Raw genomic sequence first — 19,284 nt, 5'->3', positions numbered from 1 at the left:
GCCATCAGCCAGCCAATGCGCTACACTGCCGCGCTTGTACCGATAGAAGATTTTGAAGGGAAAACATGACGTTCAAGGCGCCGGACAGTCTCGCCGAGCAAATTGCTCACCACCTCGCCGAACGTATCATTCGCGGCGATCTCAAGCCTGGGGAGCGGATCCAGGAACAGAAAGTCACGCTGGCACTCAATGTCAGCCGTGGTTCCGTGCGTGAAGCTTTGTTGATCCTCGAGCGCCGCCACCTGATCGCGATCCTGCCGCGCCGTGGCGCCCACGTCACCGAACTCACCGCGCACAAGGTGCAGAGCCTGTGCACGCTGATGGGCGAGTTGTACATCCTGCTCGGCAATTCGGTGGCTGAGGGCTGGAAGGTCCAGGCTGACATGGCGCCGTTCCTGCAGATCCAGCAACGCCTGATGACCAGTTTCGAACGTGAGGACGTGCGTGCCTTCGTCGAAGAAAGCTTCAGTGTGATGCGCGCCGCGTACCCCTTCGCCAACAACCCGTACTTGCAGGAAACCGTCGAAAACCTGCAGCCGGCGATGAACCGTGCCTATTACCTGGCCCTGGACCAGCGCAAGGCGGAGATGAGTGAGTACCTGGCACTGTTCGAGCAGCTGCTCGCGGCGGTGCTCGCCCGTGATCTGCCGCAGATCCGCCAGGTACTGTCGGCCTACTGCGAGCGCAGCAGCTCGTTGGTCATCGCTGCGTTGGCGGGCGCCTAAACGTGCGGCTCAAGTGCATCAAACTGGCGGGGTTCAAATCCTTCGTCGACCCGACCACGGTGAACTTCCCCAGTAACATGGCGGCGGTGGTCGGGCCCAATGGCTGCGGCAAGTCGAACATCATCGACGCCGTACGTTGGGTGATGGGCGAGAGCTCGGCAAAAAACCTGCGTGGCGAGTCGATGACCGACGTCATCTTCAATGGCTCCACCAGCCGCAAGCCGGTGAGCCAGGCCAGCATCGAACTGGTGTTCGATAACTCCGATGGCACCTTGATCGGCGAATACGCGGCCTACGCGGAAATCTCGATTCGACGCAAAGTGACGCGCGACAGCCAGAACAGTTACTTCCTCAACGGCACCAAATGCCGTCGACGCGATATCACCGATATTTTCCTTGGCACCGGCTTAGGCCCGCGCAGCTATTCGATCATCGAGCAGGGCATGATCTCCAAGCTGATCGAAGCCAAGCCCGAAGACCTGCGCAACTTTATCGAAGAAGCGGCCGGCATCTCCAAGTACAAGGAGCGCCGCCGCGAGACCGAAAACCGTATCCGCCGCACCCACGAAAACCTTGCCCGCCTCACCGACCTGCGCGAAGAGCTGGAGCGTCAACTCGAACGCCTGCACCGCCAGGCCCAGGCGGCCGAGAAGTACCAGGAATACAAGGGCGAGGAGCGCCAGCTCAAGGCGCAGCTCTCGGCCCTGCGCTGGCAGGCGCTGAATGATCAGGTCGGCCAGCGCGAAGCGATCATTGGCACCCAGGAAATCAGCTTCGAAGCGCTGGTGGCCGAGCAGCGTAATGCCGACGCGAGCATCGAGCGCTTGCGTGACGGTCACCATGACCTGTCCGAGCGCTTCAATCTGGTGCAGGGGCGGTTCTACTCGGTAGGCGGCGATATTGCTCGGGTCGAACAGAGCATCCAACACGGCCAGCAGCGCCTGCGCCAGTTGCAGGACGATTTGAAAGAAGCCGAACGCGCGCGGCTGGAAACCGAGTCGCACCTGGGCCACGACCGTACGTTGCTGCTGACGTTGGGCGAAGAGCTGGACATGCTCACGCCCGAGCAGGAAATCACCAGCGCCGCCGCCGAAGAGGCCGCGGCCGCCCTGGAAGAAGCCGAAACCACCATGCACGGCTGGCAGGAACAGTGGGACGCTTTCAACCTGCAATCCGCCGAGCCGCGCCGCCAGGCTGAGGTGCAGCAATCGCGCATCCAGCAACTGGAAACCAGCATGGAGCGCCTGGCCGAGCGCCAGCGCCGCATGCAGGAGGAGCGCGCGTTGCTCGCCGCCGACCCGGAAGACGCGGCGATCATGGCGTTGAGCGAACAACTGGCCGAAAGCGAAATGACCCTGGAAGAACTCGAGGCCAGCGAAGAACAGCAAGTGGAGCGCCTGGAGCAATTGCGTCAGCAACTGCAACAGGCGAGCCAGGCCCAGCAGCAGGCCCAGGGCGATTTGCAGCGGCTGAACGGGCGCTTGGCGTCGCTTGAAGCCTTGCAGCAGGCCGCGCTGGACCCAGGCACCGGCACCGCCGAATGGCTGCGTGACCAGCACCTGGCCGAGCGTCCGCGCCTGGCCGAAGGCTTGAAAGTCGAAGCGGGTTGGGAGTTGGCGGTCGAGACCGTGTTGGGTGCCGACCTGCAAGCCGTACTGGTGGATGATTTTGGCGGTTTCGACCTGGCCGGTTTTGCCCAGGGCGATTTGCGTTTGCTCAGCCCCGCCGTCGATGGCACGCGAGTGCCGGGCAGTTTGCTCGACAAGGTTGAGGCCGCGATCGATCTGGCGCCGTGGCTGGGCCAGGTCAAACCGGTTGAATCATTGGAGCAAGCCTTGTCCCAGCGTGGCCAATTGGGCGCCGGTGAAAGCCTGATCAGCCGAGACGGTTACTGGGTTGGCCGGCACTTCCTGCGCGTGCGTCGCGCCAGTGAGGCCGAGAGCGGCGTATTGGCCCGTGGCCAGGAAATCGTCAACCTGAGCGCCGAACGCGAAGAACGCGAGGCCACCCTCGAAAGCCTGGAAACCGAACTGCAAACCCTGCGTGCCACTCAGCGCCAACAAGAGACTGGCCGCGAACACCTGCGCCGCCTCTTGCAGGACGAAGCGCGCCAGCAAGGCGAATTGAAAGCCCAACTGTCGGCGAGCAAGGCCAAGGCCGAGCAACTGACCCTGCGCCGCACCCGCCTTGACGAAGAAGTGGCCGAGATGGGCGAGCAGCGCGCCCTCGAACACGAGCAGATCGGCGAAGCGCGCCTGCACTTGCAGGAAGCCCTCGACAGCATGGCGCTGGATACCGAGCAGCGCGAACTGCTGCTGGCCCAGCGCGACAGCCTGCGTGAGCGCCTCGATCGCGTGCGCCAGGAAGCCCGTCAGCACAAGGATCACGCCCACCAATTGGCCGTGCGCCTGGGCTCGTTGCAGGCCCAGCACACCTCCACGCGCCAGGCGCTTGAGCGTTTGGAGATGCAGTCCGAACGCCTCACCGAAAAGCGCGAGCAACTGAGCCTCAACCTGGAGGAGGGCGAGGCGCCGCTGGAAGAGTTGCGCCTTAAGCTCGAAGAGTTGCTCGACAAGCGCATGACCGTTGATGAAGAACTCAAGACCGCGCAAATCGCCCTGGAAGACGCAGACCGCGAACTGCGCGACGCCGAGAAACGCCGGACCCAGGCCGAGCAGCAATCCCAGCTGATTCGCGGCCAACTCGAACAGCAACGCATGGAATGGCAAGCCCTGACCGTGCGCCGCAAAACCCTGCAAGACCAGTTGCTTGAAGACGGCTATGACTTGCACGGCGTGCTCAATACATTGACCGCCCAGGCCAATGAAAAAGACGCTGAAGAAGAACTTGAGCGCATCGCCGCGCGTATCCAGCGCCTGGGCGCGATCAACTTGGCGGCCATCGACGAATACCAGCAACAGTCCGAGCGTAAACGTTATCTGGATGCTCAAGACGCCGACCTGGTCGAAGCGCTGGACACTCTGGAGAACGTGATCCGCAAGATCGACAAGGAAACCCGTAATCGCTTCAAAGATACCTTTGATCAGATTAATGGCGGTTTACAGGCGTTATTCCCGAAAGTTTTCGGTGGCGGCAGCGCCTACTTGGAACTGACGGGCGAAGATCTACTCGATACAGGGGTGACGATTATGGCGCGGCCCCCGGGCAAGAAGAACAGCACCATCCATTTGTTGTCCGGTGGCGAAAAGGCACTCACGGCATTGGCCCTGGTATTTGCGATCTTCAAGTTGAACCCGGCGCCGTTTTGCATGCTCGACGAAGTTGACGCGCCGCTGGATGACGCTAACGTTGGACGCTACGCTCGGTTGGTTAAAGAGATGTCCCAGACCGTGCAGTTCATCTATATCACCCACAACAAGATCGCTATGGAAATGGCCGACCAGTTGATGGGCGTGACGATGCATGAGCCGGGTTGTTCGCGGTTGGTGGCGGTGGATGTCGAAGAAGCGATGGCGATGGTGGACGCCTAGCGGCGAGTTGCAAGCTGCAAGTGTGTGAGGCTATAGCTTGCAGTGTGTAGCTCACAGTTGGCGGCTTGCGTAAGAGATCTCCCATGTCGCCGAAAGATGGCAAACCGATACATTTCGCGCCAACTGTGTAAAGTTATCGAAGGTCGTGCTAGTTTATTGTCAATTCCTCGTATGCGTGGGCAAAACGTCAGTCAGAACATAGAGTTGGCGCCACGTTTTAAAGCGGTTTGGACGTTGCTAAACCCCTTATTTTTCAGCATTTTTTATTAGAGGCACGGGATTACATGGAAATCGGTCTGCGCGAGTGGCTGATCGTCATCGGCATTATTGTCATTGCCGGTATTCTTTTTGATGGCTGGCGCCGCATGCGCGGTGGCAAGGGCAAGCTCAAATTCCGTTTGGACCGTAACCTGTCCAACTTGCCCGACGACGACGGCAGCGCCGAGCTGCTGGGGCCGCCTCGTGTGCTGGATAACCATAAAGAACCACAACTGGACGAGCACGACTTGCCGTCGATGAGTGCGCCGGTGCGTGAAGCCCGCGAACCGTCGTCCAAGCGTGGCAAGCGCGCCAGTGCCGCCGTCGCCGAGCCGCATCAGGGCGACCTGAACCTCGACGTCGACGAAGGCCCGAGCTTCAGCAGCCGCGACGACGATTTCCCGGATGAAAATATCGGCAAGGCATCCAGTGCGCCGCGCCAATCGGTCAACGACCAGCCTGCTGCCGAAGAAGTCTTGGTGATCAGCGTGATCTGCCGTGACGCCGCCGGCTTCAAAGGCCCGGCACTCTTGCAGAATATCCTCGAAAGCGGCCTGCGCTTTGGCGAGATGGATATTTTCCACCGCCACGAAAGCATGGCCGGTAACGGCGAAGTGCTGTTCTCCATGGCCAACGCGGTCAAGCCGGGCACTTTCGATCTGGACGATATCGACTTGTTCAGCACCCCGGCGGTGAGCTTCTTCCTCGGTTTGCCAGGCCCGCGTCACCCGAAACAAGCGTTCGACGTGATGGTGGCTGCTGCGCGCAAACTGTCCCAAGAGCTCAACGGCGAGCTCAAGGACGACCAACGCAGCGTGCTCACTGCCCAGACCATCGAGCATTACCGTCAGCGCATCGTCGAGTTCGAGCGTCGCGCCCTGACACAGAAACGCTGAGGTTCGATCTTAAGCGTTGCCTGTAGAATCCGTGCACTAACATATTGAGCAGCTTCGGCTGCTCTTTTGCTTTATGAGAGAACACCCATGACCGCCGCCCACACCCGCATTCTCGAACTGCGCGCTGAACTGGATCAGCACAATTACCGCTACCACGTCCTCGACGAGCCGAGCATTCCGGACGCCGAGTACGACCGGTTATTCCATGAGCTAAAGGCTCTGGAAGCCGAGCACCCGGATTTGGTGACGCGTGATTCGCCGACGCAGCGGGTTGGCAGTGCGGCGCTGTCGGCGTTCACCCAGGTCAAGCACGAGATTCCGATGCTCAGCCTGGGCAACGCCTTTGATGAAACCACCATGCTCGAATTTGATCGCCGGGTGACCGAAGGTCTCGACCTGCCGGTGGGCGATCTGTTTGGCGGCGGCGCAGCGGTGGAATACAGCTGCGAGCCCAAGCTGGACGGCCTGGCGGTCAGCCTGTTGTATCAGGACGGCGAGCTGGTGCGCGGTGCCACGCGCGGCGATGGCACCACCGGTGAAGACATCAGCGTCAACGTGCGCACGGTGCGCAATATCCCGTTGAAACTGCACGGCAGCGGCTGGCCGGCGACCCTGGAAGTGCGCGGCGAAGTGTTCATGTCCAAGGCTGGCTTCGAGCGCCTTAATGCCTCGCAACTGGAAGTGGGCGGCAAGACCTTCGCCAACCCGCGTAACGCCGCCGCGGGCAGCTTGCGCCAGCTGGACTCGAAGATCACCGCCAGCCGCCCGCTGGAGTTTTGCTGCTACGGCGTGACTACCGACATCAGTGACACCCATATCGGTAACCTGCAGCAACTGCAGAAGTGGGGCATGCCCATCAGCCATGAGCTGAAGCTGGCCAAGGGCATTCAGGATTGCCTGGCGTACTACCGCGATATCTGCGAGCGGCGTAACAGCCTGCCGTATGAGATTGACGGCGTGGTGTTCAAGGTCAACAGCATTGCTTCGCAACGTGAGCTGGGCTTCCGCGCCCGCGAACCACGCTGGGCCATCGCGCATAAATTCCCGGCCATGGAAGAGCTGACCGAACTGCTCGACGTGGAATTCCAGGTTGGCCGCACCGGTGCGGTAACGCCGGTGGCGCGCTTGAAGCCGGTCAAGGTCGCCGGAGTCACCGTGTCCAATGCCACATTGCACAACATGGACGAAGTCGCGCGCCTGGGCCTGATGATCGGTGACACCGTGATCATTCGCCGTGCCGGTGATGTGATCCCGCAAGTCGTCTCGGTGGTCACCGAGCGCCGTCCGGAAAACGCCCGCGCCGTGCACATTCCGCAAAGCTGCCCGGTGTGCGGCTCCCATGTGGAGCGCACGCAACTGGTCAAGCGGAGCAAGGGCAAGGAAACCGTCAGCGAAGGCGCGGTTTACCGCTGCGTCGGGCGCCTGGCCTGTGGCGCGCAGCTCAAGCAGGCGATCATCCATTTTGTGTCGCGCCGCGCCATGGACATTGACGGCCTGGGCGACAAGACCATCGAGCAGTTGGTGGATGAAAAGCTTATCGGCTCGCCGGCTGACCTCTACAAGCTCAAATACGAGCAGATCATCGACCTGGAAGGCTTTGCCGATATTTCCAGCAAGAAGCTGATTGCCGCCATCGAAAACAGCAAGACTCCAACCCTGGCGCGGTTTATCTACGCCTTGGGCATTCCGGACGTGGGCGAAGAGACGGCCAAGGTGCTCGCGCGCTCGCTGGCGTCCCTGGAGCGCGTGCAGCAGGCCTTGCCGGAAGTGCTGACGTACTTGCCGGACGTGGGCCTTGAAGTCGCCCACGAGATTCACAGCTTCTTTGAAGACAGCCATAACCAGGAGGTGATTGGCGCGCTGCTGTCGCCGGATGAATGCGGCCTGCAATTGCAGGATCAGGGCGACCTGAGCGCCGAGTTTGCCGCCAGCACCACCCTCGGCGGCCTGCTCGATAAGCTGCACGTGCCCAGCGTAGGGCCTGGCGCCGCGCAAAAACTGGCCGACAAGTTCGTCAGCCTCGAAGGCGTGATCAAGGCCGACTGGCTGGATATGCGCCAGGCGTTGCCCGAGAAGCAGGCCAAGGCGGTGCGCGAGTTTTTTGATAACCCGGACAATGCCCACCGTGCCCTGGCCATCGAGCAGCAGCTCAAGGACTTCGGTATGCACTGGCAGAGCGAGAAGAAGGTCGTCGAAGGCTTGCCGGAAGCGGGGCATACCTGGGTGCTGACCGGCTCTCTTGAGCTGATGAGCCGTGATGTGGCCAAGGACAAGCTCGAAAGCCTGGGCGCCAAGGTGGCAGGTTCCGTCTCGGCCAAGACTCACTGCGTGGTTGCCGGGCCAGGCGCGGGTTCCAAGTTGGCCAAGGCCACCGAGCTGGGCCTCAAGGTGCTGGACGAAGAGGCCTTCGTCGCTTTCCTGGCCAAACACAACATCAGCGTCTGACGATCGTTCCCACGCTCCGCGTGGGAATGCAGCCCTGGACGCTCTGCGTCGGCTCTTGAACCTCGTGACGCAGAGCGTCACCGCAGGCATTCCCACGCAGAGCGTGGGAACGATCCTTCACGGTAAATGATCTAGTCTTGGTCACCCAGGGAGAGATCGCCATGTTCCGCTACTTCGAGCAACTCAGCACGCGCATCGCCGCACCGTTCATGGCCGGATCCTCGCGCAGCAGCAAGGTGTGGCAGTGCCGGTGCGGCCAGTCGCTGTTCTTTCGCAACAGCCAGTGCCTGGTCTGTTCTGCGCTGTTGGGCTATCAGCCCCAGCAAAGCCGGCTGTCGTCGCTACAGCCCGGCCCGGTCGATGGCACATGGCTACAGGACGATAACCTTGACGCCGGCACCTTCCGCCGCTGCGCCAACCTCGACACCCCGGCCGCCTGCAACTGGCTGATTCCTGCCCACAGCACCGCAACGCTGTGCGTGGCGTGCAGCCTGAACCGCACTATTCCCGACTTATCGGTGCCGGAAAACCCCGAACGCTGGCGCAAAGTCGAAACCGCCAAGCGCCGGTTGGTGGCGCAACTGATCAGCCTGGGCCTGCAAGTGGTGCCCAAAAGTGTTGACGAAAACAGCGGCCTGGCCTTCGATTTCGTCGGCATTGACCTTGAAGGCAACGCACCCACCACCGGCCACGCCAACGGCCTGATCACCCTCGATATCAAGGAAGCGGACGACGCCCATCGCGAGAAAGTCCGTGTGCAAATGCGCGAGCCGTATCGCACGTTGCTCGGCCACTTTCGCCATGAGGTCGGCCATTACTATTGGGATCGGCTGATTGCCAACAGCCATTGGCTTGAATCGTTTCGTAGCCTGTTCGGCGACGAACGCGCCAGTTACGCCGAGGCACTCGAGCAGCACTACCAGAACGGCCCGCGCGCCGACTGGCAGCAAACCTGTGTCAGCGCCTACGCGACCATGCACCCGTGGGAGGACTGGGCCGAAACCTGGGCTCACTACCTGCACATGATGGACGCCGTCGACACCGCACTGGGCTTTGGCATGAGTGCCCGCGAGATGGACCTGGATTACCAACCCTTCCCGTTGACCACGCTCTACGACCCCGAACACCCTGGCGGCCCGGCCTTCCTGTCGTTCGTCAACGCCTGGATCGAACTGGCCGGCATGCTCAACGAACTGTCGCGCAGCATGGGCCAGCCGGATTTCTACCCCTTTGTGTTGCCGCCGGCCGTGATCGCCAAGCTGCACTTCATTCACTTGGTGATTCAGGAGGAGGGCGGCAGGGCCGACGAAGTCGTACAAGCACAGTAATCCGCCCCTATGTGGGAGCTGGCTTGCCTGCGATTGCGGTGCATCATCCAGTGAATGCCCCAACTGATGCACCGCAATCGCGGGCAAGCCCGGCTCCCACAAGGTTCTGGCAGGTTATCGAGGTTGTGGACAAGTGCTTGAGCCCCTTCATATTTTTAATCCGGAACAACGGTTGTAAGTTCCGATGAGATCGGTACAATGGCGCGGCTTGCCGAGAGGCCAGCGTCGTTATGGTGACCCCATCGGTCCCCCCGCAACGATTACCCGTGAACCTGGTCAGAGCCGGAAGGCAGCAGCCACAGCGGGAACATTGTGTGCCGGGGTGTGGCTGGTGGGGTTGCCTCCATAACGCTCTCCTTTGTTTCTACCCTTCCTGTTTCAAATCAAACATTGTTTTACTCGCTCATCTGCCATTTTTTGCGCAGCGATGACGGCGTTGTGCTGGAAAACTTTCAGCGGCCTGCTAGCGTCATTCATGTAAGCGACCCTGTGCTGGAGTAGTAAAGAAGTGATGGCACTCCTTTGATCAACAAGGATGATTGCCATGCCCAGCCTTCCCGTTTTACCCAGAACGCTCAGTGCTTCAGTCGGCGCCCCAGGCAAGGCGCAGAATGTGCTTGCTGATGTTCGCTTTATCCAGCATCTGTTTAATCTGATCACGCCAGAATCCGCTTCGCGCCTTGTGGAGGACGGAAAGTGCGGCCCGCTGTTGTTGCGGCGCATCAGCGACTATCAGGCGAATCGTCTCAAGGTCAGCAAACCTGATGGGGTGATTGACCCGGGCGGTCGGACGTTCAATAGCTTGGTCGACGATGCAGGCAAAGCCAATGCCGTTGTTCTTCCCGACCAGTCGTTAGTCACCAGGCCCACCTGTGACGGTCAAATCGCCCTGACCGAGGCTGATTTTCAGCGCGCGGCTGCAGCGCTGGGCAACGGTATTTCGGTGAACCTGATCAAGGCGTTCGCCGCCGTTGAGTCTGGTGGGCGATCCGGGTTCGGGCCGGCCAACATGCCGGTTATCGCCTTCGAGGGCCATATCTTTCGCAAGTACACTCAACATAAGTACGACAGGACCTACCCCTTTTTGTCCTACCCCTTTTTGGTCAATGCTGGCCCGCAATGGAAAGCCAACAATAAAACCCAGGCGATTGCGTGGCGGACTCTGGTCGATGCTTATACGTTGGACCAGGCAGCAGCGCTGATGTCGGCGTCCTACGGTATGTTCCAGGTCATGGGCTTTAATTTTGCTGCCTGTGGTTACAAGAACGTGTTCGAGTTTGTGGCTGCACTGAAGCTTAACGCCGGCCAGCAATTGATGGCGTTCTGCGGCTTTTTCCGCAAGAATCCAGCCTTGCTCAGAGCGATGAAAAGCAAGGACTTTGCCGGCATGGCGCGCAATTACAATGGCTCAAGCTATGGCGACTACGACAGGCGTATCCAAAAAGCCTTCGAGGCGCTGGAACGGAAAAAATAGCCGCACCTGCTGGCTGCCTCACATCGTTGAGGTGGCCCACTGGACAACCCAAAATCATCTTGTTAGTTTCCGCCAGCCACTTGTTTCAAGTTATGACAGGTGTGCGGTGCTGATATTGAAGTGCTATCACTTCTTGAACTAACAAGGATGTCCATGATGAAAAGCCTGCAAGGGTTGCCCCGTCTTATCAGTGCTTCAGTGGGCGCGCCGGGTAAAGCGCGCAACTTGCCTGCCGATGTTCAGTGCATCCAGTATCTATTTAATCTGATCATTCCCAAGATGGGTTTTGCGCTGGCCGAAAACGGTAAGTGCGATGGGCAATTGGTGCAGTGCATCAGCCAGTATCAGTTCCGGCACCTCAAGTATGCGCATCCTGATGGCGTGATCGACCCGACCGGCCGAACCTTCAATAGCCTGATAGAAGAGGCGGTCAAAGTGCCGGTGAAGGCGTTTCCGACGATGCGCATTCCGAGCTTTCTCAACGCGTTTGGCAATAACGGCGGCGATGCGGTACAGGCCACGGTCAATGTGTACCTGGAGCGCATGCGCGCGACCATCGAGGCCGAGCGGCGTAACCGCCAGTTGATGCTCCAGGCCACGTGCGATGGTGGCATGACGCTGACCGATACCGACTTTCAAAGCGCTGCCACCCAGTTGGGCAGCGGCATTTCGGTGAATATCATCAAGGCTTTCGCCACGGTCGAATCCGGCGGGCGTTCCGGGTTCGGGCCGGCCAAGTTGCCGGTGATTGCCTTTGAAGGCCACTTGTTTCGCAAGTACACCAAGCACATCTACGATCAGGCGCACCCGCTGCTGTCTTATATCTACGTGAGAAAGGCCGGGCCGCAGTGGCAGGTCAATAACAAGGACCAGACCAAAGCCTGGGAGACCATGGCCACAGCGTTTGCGCTGGACCAGGAGGCGGCATTGATGTCGGCGTCCTGGGGCATGTTTCAAATAATGGGGTTCAACTACACCTCCTGCGGTTACAAGACGGTGTTTGAATTTGCTGCCGCCCTGAAGGTCAATGCCGGTAACCAATTAAAAGCGTTTATTGGTTTTTGCAGCCAGAGCCCGGCCCTGATCAAGGCCATGAAAGATAAAGACTACGTGGCCATGGCGCGTAACTATAACGGCAAGGATTACGGTGACTACGACAGCCGTATCAAAAAGGCCTACGAAGCATTGGAAGGGAAGAAATAAGATGAGCCGTTTTCTAGCGATGAGTGTGTTGTCGTTGTGCGCCTTGGTGCCCGCGTTGGCAGGTGCCGCTGAGCTGCATTCTGGTAAATACGAGGGATTGATGCTGGCGGTCACCCCTGAGCATCAGGTCGAAGGCTACTACGCAGAAGAACTGGGCGAGGGTGTGACCCGCAGCTGCACGTTTTACCTGCAAGGCCAGCCTGAAGCGCTCACCACCTGGCTAGACAAGGCCTACCCTGGCAGCGTCGCAGCGTCCTCCGACGGCGTGACCTTGACGGTGGAGCAGGGGCGCGAGCATCCCGGTTGCATCAGCGTGCTGATGCCGGAAATAGCCACCGGCCTGGACCTGGCCCAAACGGCCAGCAAGCAATGGATCGGCCTGGTGACCGTGACGGCCGACAAGGCTTACCTGCTGAAAAAACCAGGCGCTGAAGCGGCCAAACGCGCGTATATCGTCAAGGACGATGTGGTCGGCGTGCTGGCGTTCAAGGACGGCTGGGCCAAGGTCGAGTTCACCAATGCCAAAGAGCATACCTACACCGGTTGGATCAGCCAGGACCAGTACGCACGCTTGGCGGCGCCGCAAGCCAACTAGCCAAACGTCTCCCGCAGCAGCCCGGCAAACGCATCCCGCGCCAGGTGGCGCTGGGTGTCCGTGTGCCAGAACAGCAGGTTGTCCACGGCCTGCAACTCCTCGAACCGGTAGGAGGCCAGTTGATTGGCCTGCTCGTAGCGGGCCAGGATGCCTTCCGGCGCCAACGCCACGCCAATCCCTGCACTGACGCAACCAATGATGGTGCCCCAACTGGCATAGCTGGCGATGCTTGGTTTGAAGGCGTGCGGTTTGATCCAGTTCTCCAGCGCCGCGCGATACGGACAACCGGGCGGCCACACCAGCAAGGTGCGGCCTGCCAAGTCTTCGGCACTGTTGATCGGCGCGCTGGAGGCGCTGGCGATCAGCACCAGGCGTTCGCTGTAGACCACACTGTGTTCGAGCTTGGCGCGCTTGCCGCCCGAGGCCACCAGCGCCACATCGAGGCGATGGTGTTGCAGGTCGTCGAGCAGTTGCGCCCAGGCGCCGGTGACCAGTTCCAGGCTGACGTCCGGGTAGCGCCGGTGGTATTCGGCCAGCAGCGGCGGCAGGCGGCCGCTGGCGCTGGATTCCACCGCACCGATGCGCAGCGTGCCGCGCGGGATGGCGTTGGCATCCACTGCGCGTTTGGACTCATCCACCAGGGCCAGGATGCGCTCGCAGTAATCGAGGAAGATTTCCCCGGCGGCACTGATGGCCAACCCACGGCCTGCGCGAATAAACAGCGGTGTGCCCAACTCGCTTTCCAGCTGCTTGATGCGCGTGGTGATGTTGGACGGCACGCAGTGCAGTTGCAGCGCGGCCTGGGCCACGCTGCCGGTTTGTGCCACGGCGCGCACCATTTTCAGTTGGGCCAGTTCCATTGCTCAGTTCCAATGATTTCAGAAGTCAGAAACGCTTAATTGTCCTGCGCCTTGCGCGGCTCAAGACTGACGGTATTCCTTCTCAGTATCTGGATGCCGTCGATGAATGCCCCGTCACCCGTAAAGCTTACGCTAGTCATCGCTGGCGTGATTCTCTGTTGGGCCTATTCGCCGATTGGCGTGCACATGGGGCTGCACAGCTACAGCCCTGGCCAGTTGGCGTTGCTGAGGTTTCTGATCGCCTCGGTGTTCATGGGCGGCATCGCCTTGGCGGTAGGCATCGGCTGCCCGCGTGTGCGGGATCTGCCGTGGTTGCTGGTGTTGGGTTTTTTCGGCGTGTTCCTGCACCACACCAGCCTCAACTACGGGCAACAGTGGGTGACGGCGGCGGCATCGAGTGTACTGGCGCAGTCGGTGCCGCTGTTCAGTGTGGTGATCGCGTTTTTCTGTTTGAAGGAACGGGTCAGCCTCTGGCGTTGGGGCTGCGTCTTGCTCGGCTTGCTGGGTGTGCTGGTGGTGATCTGGGGTGATCATGGCGTCGGTGATATCGACCCGCGCGGCTTGCTGATCTTGCTGGCAGCCGTGTCGTGGAGCGTGTATTTCGTCATCCAGAAACACTACGCCCATCGCTACAGCCCGCTGACCATGGCGTGTTACATGGTGTGGGCGGGCACCTTGATGCTGTGCGTGAACCTGCCGGGCTTGCCGGCTGCGGTGGCCCAGGCGCCAATGCCGGAGAATCTGTCGGTGCTGGTATTGGGGATTTTCCCCAGCGCCCTGGCCTACCTGGCCTGGGGCTATGTGCTCAAGCACGTGGACGTCAGCCGCGCCTCGGTGGCGATGTACCTGATTCCGCCGGTGGCCATGCTGATGGCGGCGACGCTGCTGGGCGAGCACATTGCCCTGCAAGTGATATTGGGCGCGGTGATCGTGCTGGCCAGTGTCGCCGCCATCAGCCTTGAAGGGCGCTGGCGCTCAATCGCTCAGGCTGAACGCGCGCAGGCGGTGGCCGTCGAGGTCCTCGGCGACAAAGGTGTAGCCGAAGTCAAGGTGGGTCGGTGACTGAATGATGGTCGCGCCGCGCTCTACCCATTGAGCGTAAAGGGCGTCTACGGCGGCTGGGTCCCTCAGCGAAAAACCTACCTCACCGCCTCCGCCGGTAAACTGAGCCGCAGGCTCTACGGTGTGACGCGACCACAGCCCCAGCTTGACGCCGTTGTCGAGAATGAACAGGGCGAACGTCGGGTTCAGTTCCACCGGCGGCTTGCCCAGCAGGCGGCTATAGAAGTTGGCGCTGGTGGCCGGGCTGTCGACGTAGAGCAGGAAGTAATGGGCGACGGTGTGCATGCAGGCTCCTTGATTACGGGCGGTTAAGTGAGCCCAGTCTAGGGGACGGCCCTGTCAGTTCTTGTCAGGAGCGTTCTTGTCAGGAGTGCGCAGCGGTCGCGCGTTCTCCCCGGTGTATAGTTTGATCAGGTCATCGATCTCGCCCGACATTTTCATCCGCAGCAGCGTGCGCAAGATCCGTTGCACCGGCACGCTCGGGTCATTGCGCACGATGCAGCCCAGGTTTTGTTCGTCGATCACCGCGACGTTGTGCAGCCGCAGGCTTGGGGGCACTTTCAGGTTGAAACGGTCCAGGGTCCATTCGTTGATCACGGCGTATTCGAAACGCGCGGCCACCAGCTTGTGCAGCACCAACTCCTCGCTGCGCGAATCGTCGCGGGTCAATTGGCCACTGGCGAACAGCGGTTCGAGGACGACATAGCGGTAGTTGAGCACCGTGCCAATGGCCTGCGGTGCCAACCTGGCCACCTGAACGGGCGGTGCGTGGACACTGGCCAACACATTGCGCTGCACCATCAAGGGTACGCTCCAGCTGTAGTCGCCGGACAATTCGCCGAGCCAATCCTGGGCGACATAGCAGCGCACATCGACCTCTGCGCGTGCCATGGCACCGGCGAGTCGCGCCCGGGCCAGCACGTGGAACTCGGCTGGCCGCCCGACCTGGGTGGCCAGGCTCAACATCAAGTCATACAAAATGCCCTGTGTGGGCTGGTCACCCTCTATCTGTGCCATGGGCATTGCCCAGCTGTCGGAAACCGAAAAACGCAACGGTGCGGGCGCCGCCAGACAAGCAACGGAAATCATCCATAAAGCGCCCAGGACTACACGCATACACTCTCCGGGTTCAGGCCTTTGTGGGGCCAGTCAGGCAAGCTTAGTCAGATTAGACGAGCGTGCCGGATGCAATTTCCCCCTTGCTCCGCTAGCATTACCGGCTTCCGCTTCCCAGTTGCGACGGTTTTCGATGAGTTATCAGGTTCTTGCACGTAAATGGCGCCCGCGCTCGTTCCGCGAAATGGTCGGCCAGACCCATGTGCTCAAGGCTCTGATCAATGCCTTGGACAGCCAACGGCTGCACCACGCCTACCTGTTCACCGGTACTCGCGGGGTCGGCAAGACCACTATCGCGCGCATTATTGCCAAGTGCCTGAACTGTGAAACCGGCATCACGTCGACGCCTTGTGGCACCTGTTCGGTATGCCGCGAGATCGACGAAGGGCGTTTTGTCGACCTGATCGAGATCGATGCCGCGAGCCGCACCAAGGTCGAAGACACCCGCGAGCTGCTCGACAACGTGCAGTACGCGCCGAGCCGTGGGCGCTTCAAGGTCTACCTGATCGACGAAGTGCACATGCTCTCCAGCCATTCCTTCAACGCCCTGTTGAAAACCCTGGAAGAGCCGCCGCCCTACGTTAAGTTCATCCTGGCCACCACCGACCCGCAGAAACTTCCTGCAACGATTTTGTCGCGGTGCCTGCAGTTCTCCCTGAAAAACATGACGCCCGAGCGCGTGGTCGAGCATTTGACCCATGTGCTCGGCGTCGAGAACGTGCCGTTCGAAGACGACGCGTTGTGGCTGCTCGGCCGCGCCGCCGATGGTTCGATGCGTGACGCCATGAGCCTCACCGACCAGGCCATCGCCTTCGGTGAAGGCAAGGTCATGGCCGCGGATGTACGCGCCATGCTCGGCACGCTGGACCACGGCCAGGTGTTCGACGTGTTGCACGCGCTGATCGAAGGTGACGCCAAGGCGTTGCTCGAAGCCGTGCGCCACTTGTCGGAGCAAGGCCCGGACTGGAACGGCGTACTCTCGGAAATCCTCAATGTGCTGCACCGCGTGGCCATCGCCCAGGCGTTGCCCGAAGGTGTCGACAACGGCCATGGCGACCGCGACCGCGTATTGGCGCTGGCCCAGGCGTTGCCAGCCGAAGATGTACAGTTCTACTACCAGATGGGCCTGATCGGCCGCCGCGATTTGCCCTTGGCGCCAGACCCGCGTGGCGGCTTTGAAATGGTCTTGCTGCGGATGCTGGCCTTCCGGCCCGCCGACTCGGCGGGCGCACCGAGACAGCCGCTAAAGCCAGTGGGGATCAGCCAGGCCACAGTTGATTCCGCCAAACCAGTGGCTGGCGCGGCGGTAGTCGCGCCAGTAGTTGCTGCACCTGAACCTGCGCCGGCTGCACCTGCACCTGCGCCAGCTCCCGAGCCTGCGGTTGCCGCGCCAGTGGTCGAACCTGCGCCCGTGGTTGAGCCTGAACCTGCTCCCGCGCCGGTGGTTGACCTGCCTTGGAACGATCCGGTCGACGCAGAAGCTGAGCCTGAGCCTGAACCTGAAGTCGAGCAAGTGCCCGCCGTGGAGCCCGTGCTGGAAACCACCGGCGAGCAGCCCGAGCTGACGCCGATGCCCACGCCGACTCCGGACAGTGCGGTGCCGGACGCGCCGGAATGGGTGTCGGCACCGGTTGCCGAGCCGACTGTCGCGCAGGTGGACGCTGCCACGCCGGGCATCGACCTTGATGACGAGCCGCCGCTGGACGAAGATTACATCGAGCCGGACATGGATTCGGCCTACAGCTACCTGGACGACCTGGCCAGCGAGCACACCGCCGAACCGGCCCCCGAGCCCGAAGCGGAACCCGCTGCGGCCCCGGCCACTGGCCTGGCGTTGCAATGGTTGGAGTTGTTTCCAAAATTGCCGATCTCCGGCATGACCGGCAGCATCGCCGCCAACTGCACCTTGATCTCCATCGAGGGCGACCACTGGCTGTTGCACCTGGACCCGGCCCACAGCGCCTTGTTCAACGCCACTCAGCAACGCCGACTCAACGATGCGCTCAACCAGTACCATGAACGCACGTTGACCATCGCCATCGAACTGATCAAGCCTGAGCAGGAAACCCCGGCCCAGGCGGCGACCCGTAAGCGCATCAACCGTCAGCGCGAGGCTGAAGACTCGATCCATGGCGATCCGCTCATCCAACAGTTGATGCAACAGTTCGGTGCGGTGGTGCGTCACGATACTATTGAACCTGTCGAAGCCCCGGTGCCCCAAGCGTCATAAAACCGGGCTACTAATTGATTGATCCACGTACTTTGAGGTGATTCCCATGATGAAAGGTGGCATGGCCGGCCTGATGAAGCAGGCGCAGCAGATGCAGGAAAAGATGGCCAAGATGCAGGAAGAACTGGCCAACGCCGAAGTCACCGGTAAAGCCGGTGGCGATATGGTCAGCGTGGTGATGACCGGTCGTCACGACATCAAGCGCGTGAGCATCGACCCAAGCGTATTGCCTGGCGTCGGCGAAGATGACCTGGAAATGCTCGAAGCGCTGTTCGCCGCGGCCGTCAACGACGCCGTGCGCAAGATCGAAGCCAACAGCCAGGAAAAAATGGGTGGCGTGACCGCTGGCATGCAACTGCCGCCGGGCATGAAACTGCCGTTTTGATCGTGCAGCGTTAGCTAGACTCAAATGCCAGGCATCGCGCCTGGCATTTTTGTTTGTGCTAATCCGATCGAACCCTGGCATGGCAAGCAGGGTCTGCACCCTATACCGAAAGATTCGTTAAAGGAGCCCCTCATGCCTCAAGAACCCATTCTTAACCAGCGCATTGTCCTGGTCTCGCGCCCGCAAGGCGCGCCGACACCGGAAAACTTTCGCCTGGAACGCGTGAACCTGCCGGAATTGGCAGATGGCCAGGTGCTGCTCAAAACCCTGTACCTGTCCCTCGATCCCTACATGCGTGGGCGCATGAGTGACGCGCCGTCCTACGCAGCTCCGGTGGAAATCGACGAAGTGATGATCGGTGGTGCTGTCAGCCGTATCGAGCAATCGCGTAACCCGAAATTCGCGGTGGGTGATCTTGTGGTGGGTTCCACCGGCTGGCAAAGCCATAGCATCTCAGACGGAAACAACCTGATCCCGCTGCCCAAAGGCCTGGCCAGCCCCTCGATGGCGCTGGGTGTATTGGGTATGCCTGGCATGACCGCGTACATGGGCCTGATGGATATCGGCCAACCCAAGGCCGGCGAAACCCTGGTGGTGGCGGCTGCCTCCGGCGCGGTGGGTTCGGTGGTCGGGCAGGTGGCCAAGCTCAAGGGTTTGCGCGTGGTGGGTATTGCCGGCGGCGCGGACAAGTGCCGCTACGTGGTCGATGAGCTGGGCTTTGACGCCTGTATCGACCACAAGAGCGCCGATTTTGCCCATGAGCTGGCGTTGGCCTGTTTCAAAGGCGTGGATATCTACTTTGAAAACGTCGGCGGCAAAGTCTTCGACGCCGTGCTGCCGCTGCTCAACCCCAAGGCACGCATTCCGCTGTGCGGCCTGATCGCCGGTTACAACGCCCATGAAGCCCCCAGCGGTCCTGATCGGCTGCCAGCACTGCAACGTACCTTGTTGACCAAGCGCGTGCGCATCCAGGGTTTTATCGTGTTCGACGATTATGGCGATCGCCAGCCCGAATTCCTCAGCGCCATGGCGCCGTGGGTGCGCGACGGCAAGATCAAGTTCCGCGAAGACGTGGTCGATGGCCTGGAACAGGCACCCGAAGCCTTTATCGGTTTGCTCGAGGGGCGCAACTTCGGCAAGTTGGTGGTGCGCGTCGCACAGGATTGAGCATTTGACGCTAATCCGAGGCGCGGGTATAAACCGCGTCTCGTTGTTT

Annotated in this window: 16 protein-coding genes and 1 other RNA gene; 13 read left to right on the top strand and 4 right to left on the bottom strand. The window is 60.8% G+C overall.

Translation table 11 applies throughout. The features are described 5' to 3' along the window. Positions 1–65: 65 nt before the first annotated feature. The 6 genes from HBO41_RS01915 (at position 66) to ffs (ending at position 9,480) form a co-directional block, all read left to right on the top strand. Complete coding sequence (locus HBO41_RS01915) at positions 66–725, top strand: GntR family transcriptional regulator (protein WP_017134783.1); 660 nt, start codon at positions 66–68, stop codon at positions 723–725. A 2-nt stretch (positions 726–727) separates the two neighbouring features. Then, positions 728–4,216 (top strand): chromosome segregation protein SMC, encoded by a 3,489-nt coding sequence (gene smc, locus HBO41_RS01910; protein WP_169984936.1) that lies wholly within the window; start codon positions 728–730, stop codon positions 4,214–4,216. Between the two features lie 284 nt (positions 4,217–4,500). Further along, positions 4,501–5,370 (top strand): cell division protein ZipA, encoded by an 870-nt coding sequence (gene zipA, locus HBO41_RS01905; protein WP_017134785.1) that lies wholly within the window; start codon positions 4,501–4,503, stop codon positions 5,368–5,370. A gap of 87 nt (positions 5,371–5,457) precedes the next feature. Then, positions 5,458–7,815, top strand: coding sequence for an NAD-dependent DNA ligase LigA (ligA, locus tag HBO41_RS01900; protein WP_169984926.1), 2,358 nt, complete (start codon positions 5,458–5,460; stop codon positions 7,813–7,815). Between the two features lie 161 nt (positions 7,816–7,976). Next, complete coding sequence (locus HBO41_RS01895) at positions 7,977–9,143, top strand: putative zinc-binding metallopeptidase (RefSeq protein WP_017134787.1); 1,167 nt, start codon at positions 7,977–7,979, stop codon at positions 9,141–9,143. Between the two features lie 240 nt (positions 9,144–9,383). Then, positions 9,384–9,480, top strand: an RNA gene (gene ffs / locus HBO41_RS01890) — signal recognition particle sRNA small type. Between the two features lie 41 nt (positions 9,481–9,521). Here ffs and HBO41_RS01885 read toward each other — a convergent pair. Then, complete coding sequence (locus HBO41_RS01885; protein WP_169984923.1) at positions 9,522–9,689, bottom strand: hypothetical protein; 168 nt, start codon at positions 9,687–9,689, stop codon at positions 9,522–9,524. On the opposite strand from HBO41_RS01885, the gene HBO41_RS01880 reads away from it, so the two are divergent. The 3 genes from HBO41_RS01880 to HBO41_RS01870 all read left to right on the top strand — a co-directional run bounded on the left by HBO41_RS01880 (position 9,688) and on the right by HBO41_RS01870 (position 12,415). Then, on the top strand, positions 9,688–10,617 hold the full coding sequence (locus HBO41_RS01880; RefSeq protein ID WP_169984921.1) for an N-acetylmuramidase family protein: 930 nt from the start codon (positions 9,688–9,690) through the stop codon (positions 10,615–10,617). The two genes, HBO41_RS01885 and HBO41_RS01880, sit on opposite strands and share 2 nt — an antisense overlap. A gap of 156 nt (positions 10,618–10,773) precedes the next feature. Next, positions 10,774–11,820 carry an N-acetylmuramidase family protein gene (locus HBO41_RS01875; RefSeq protein WP_017134790.1) on the top strand — a complete coding sequence of 349 codons (1,047 nt, stop codon included), beginning with the start codon at positions 10,774–10,776 and terminating at the stop codon, positions 11,818–11,820. Between the two features lies 1 nt (position 11,821). Continuing rightward, the gene (locus tag HBO41_RS01870) at positions 11,822–12,415 is read left to right on the top strand and encodes a hypothetical protein (protein ID WP_169984919.1); all 594 of its coding nucleotides are present in this window, start codon (positions 11,822–11,824) and stop codon (positions 12,413–12,415) included. On the opposite strand, the gene HBO41_RS01865 is transcribed toward HBO41_RS01870, so the two are convergent. After that, positions 12,412–13,275 (bottom strand): LysR family transcriptional regulator, encoded by an 864-nt coding sequence (locus HBO41_RS01865; protein ID WP_017134792.1) that lies wholly within the window; start codon positions 13,273–13,275, stop codon positions 12,412–12,414. The genes HBO41_RS01870 and HBO41_RS01865 overlap by 4 nt on opposite strands. A 102-nt stretch (positions 13,276–13,377) precedes the next feature. Here HBO41_RS01865 and HBO41_RS01860 point away from each other — a divergent pair, with 102 nt between their 5' ends. Beyond that, a complete protein-coding gene (locus tag HBO41_RS01860; protein ID WP_099548815.1) occupies positions 13,378–14,337 on the top strand; it encodes a DMT family transporter in 960 nt (319 codons plus the stop codon). Here HBO41_RS01860 and HBO41_RS01855 read toward each other — a convergent pair. Next, on the bottom strand, positions 14,251–14,622 hold the full coding sequence (locus tag HBO41_RS01855; RefSeq protein ID WP_169984917.1) for a VOC family protein: 372 nt from the start codon (positions 14,620–14,622) through the stop codon (positions 14,251–14,253). The genes HBO41_RS01860 and HBO41_RS01855 overlap by 87 nt on opposite strands. Before the next feature lie 54 nt (positions 14,623–14,676). After that, positions 14,677–15,453, bottom strand: a complete 777-nt coding sequence (locus HBO41_RS01850) for an amino acid ABC transporter substrate-binding protein (protein WP_099548816.1) — start codon at positions 15,451–15,453, stop codon at positions 14,677–14,679. A 133-nt stretch (positions 15,454–15,586) separates the two neighbouring features. Here HBO41_RS01850 and dnaX point away from each other — a divergent pair, with 133 nt between their 5' ends. The 3 genes from dnaX (at position 15,587) to HBO41_RS01835 (ending at position 19,235) form a co-directional block, all read left to right on the top strand. After that, entirely contained in the window at positions 15,587–17,683 is a 2,097-nt protein-coding gene (gene dnaX / locus HBO41_RS01845) for a DNA polymerase III subunit gamma/tau (protein ID WP_169984914.1), read from the top strand. Positions 17,684–17,729: 46 nt separating this feature from the next. Next, a complete protein-coding gene (locus tag HBO41_RS01840; protein ID WP_003175481.1) occupies positions 17,730–18,068 on the top strand; it encodes a YbaB/EbfC family nucleoid-associated protein in 339 nt (112 codons plus the stop codon). 132 nt (positions 18,069–18,200) lie between these two features. Continuing rightward, a complete protein-coding gene (locus HBO41_RS01835; RefSeq protein ID WP_169984895.1) occupies positions 18,201–19,235 on the top strand; it encodes an NADP-dependent oxidoreductase in 1,035 nt (344 codons plus the stop codon). Positions 19,236–19,284 lie beyond the last annotated feature (49 nt).

The sequence above is a fragment of the Pseudomonas sp. WS 5146 genome (genome assembly GCF_012985495.1).
Taxonomy (GTDB): domain Bacteria; phylum Pseudomonadota; class Gammaproteobacteria; order Pseudomonadales; family Pseudomonadaceae; genus Aquipseudomonas; species Aquipseudomonas edaphica.
This window is presented reverse-complemented; position numbering and strand designations above follow the sequence as displayed.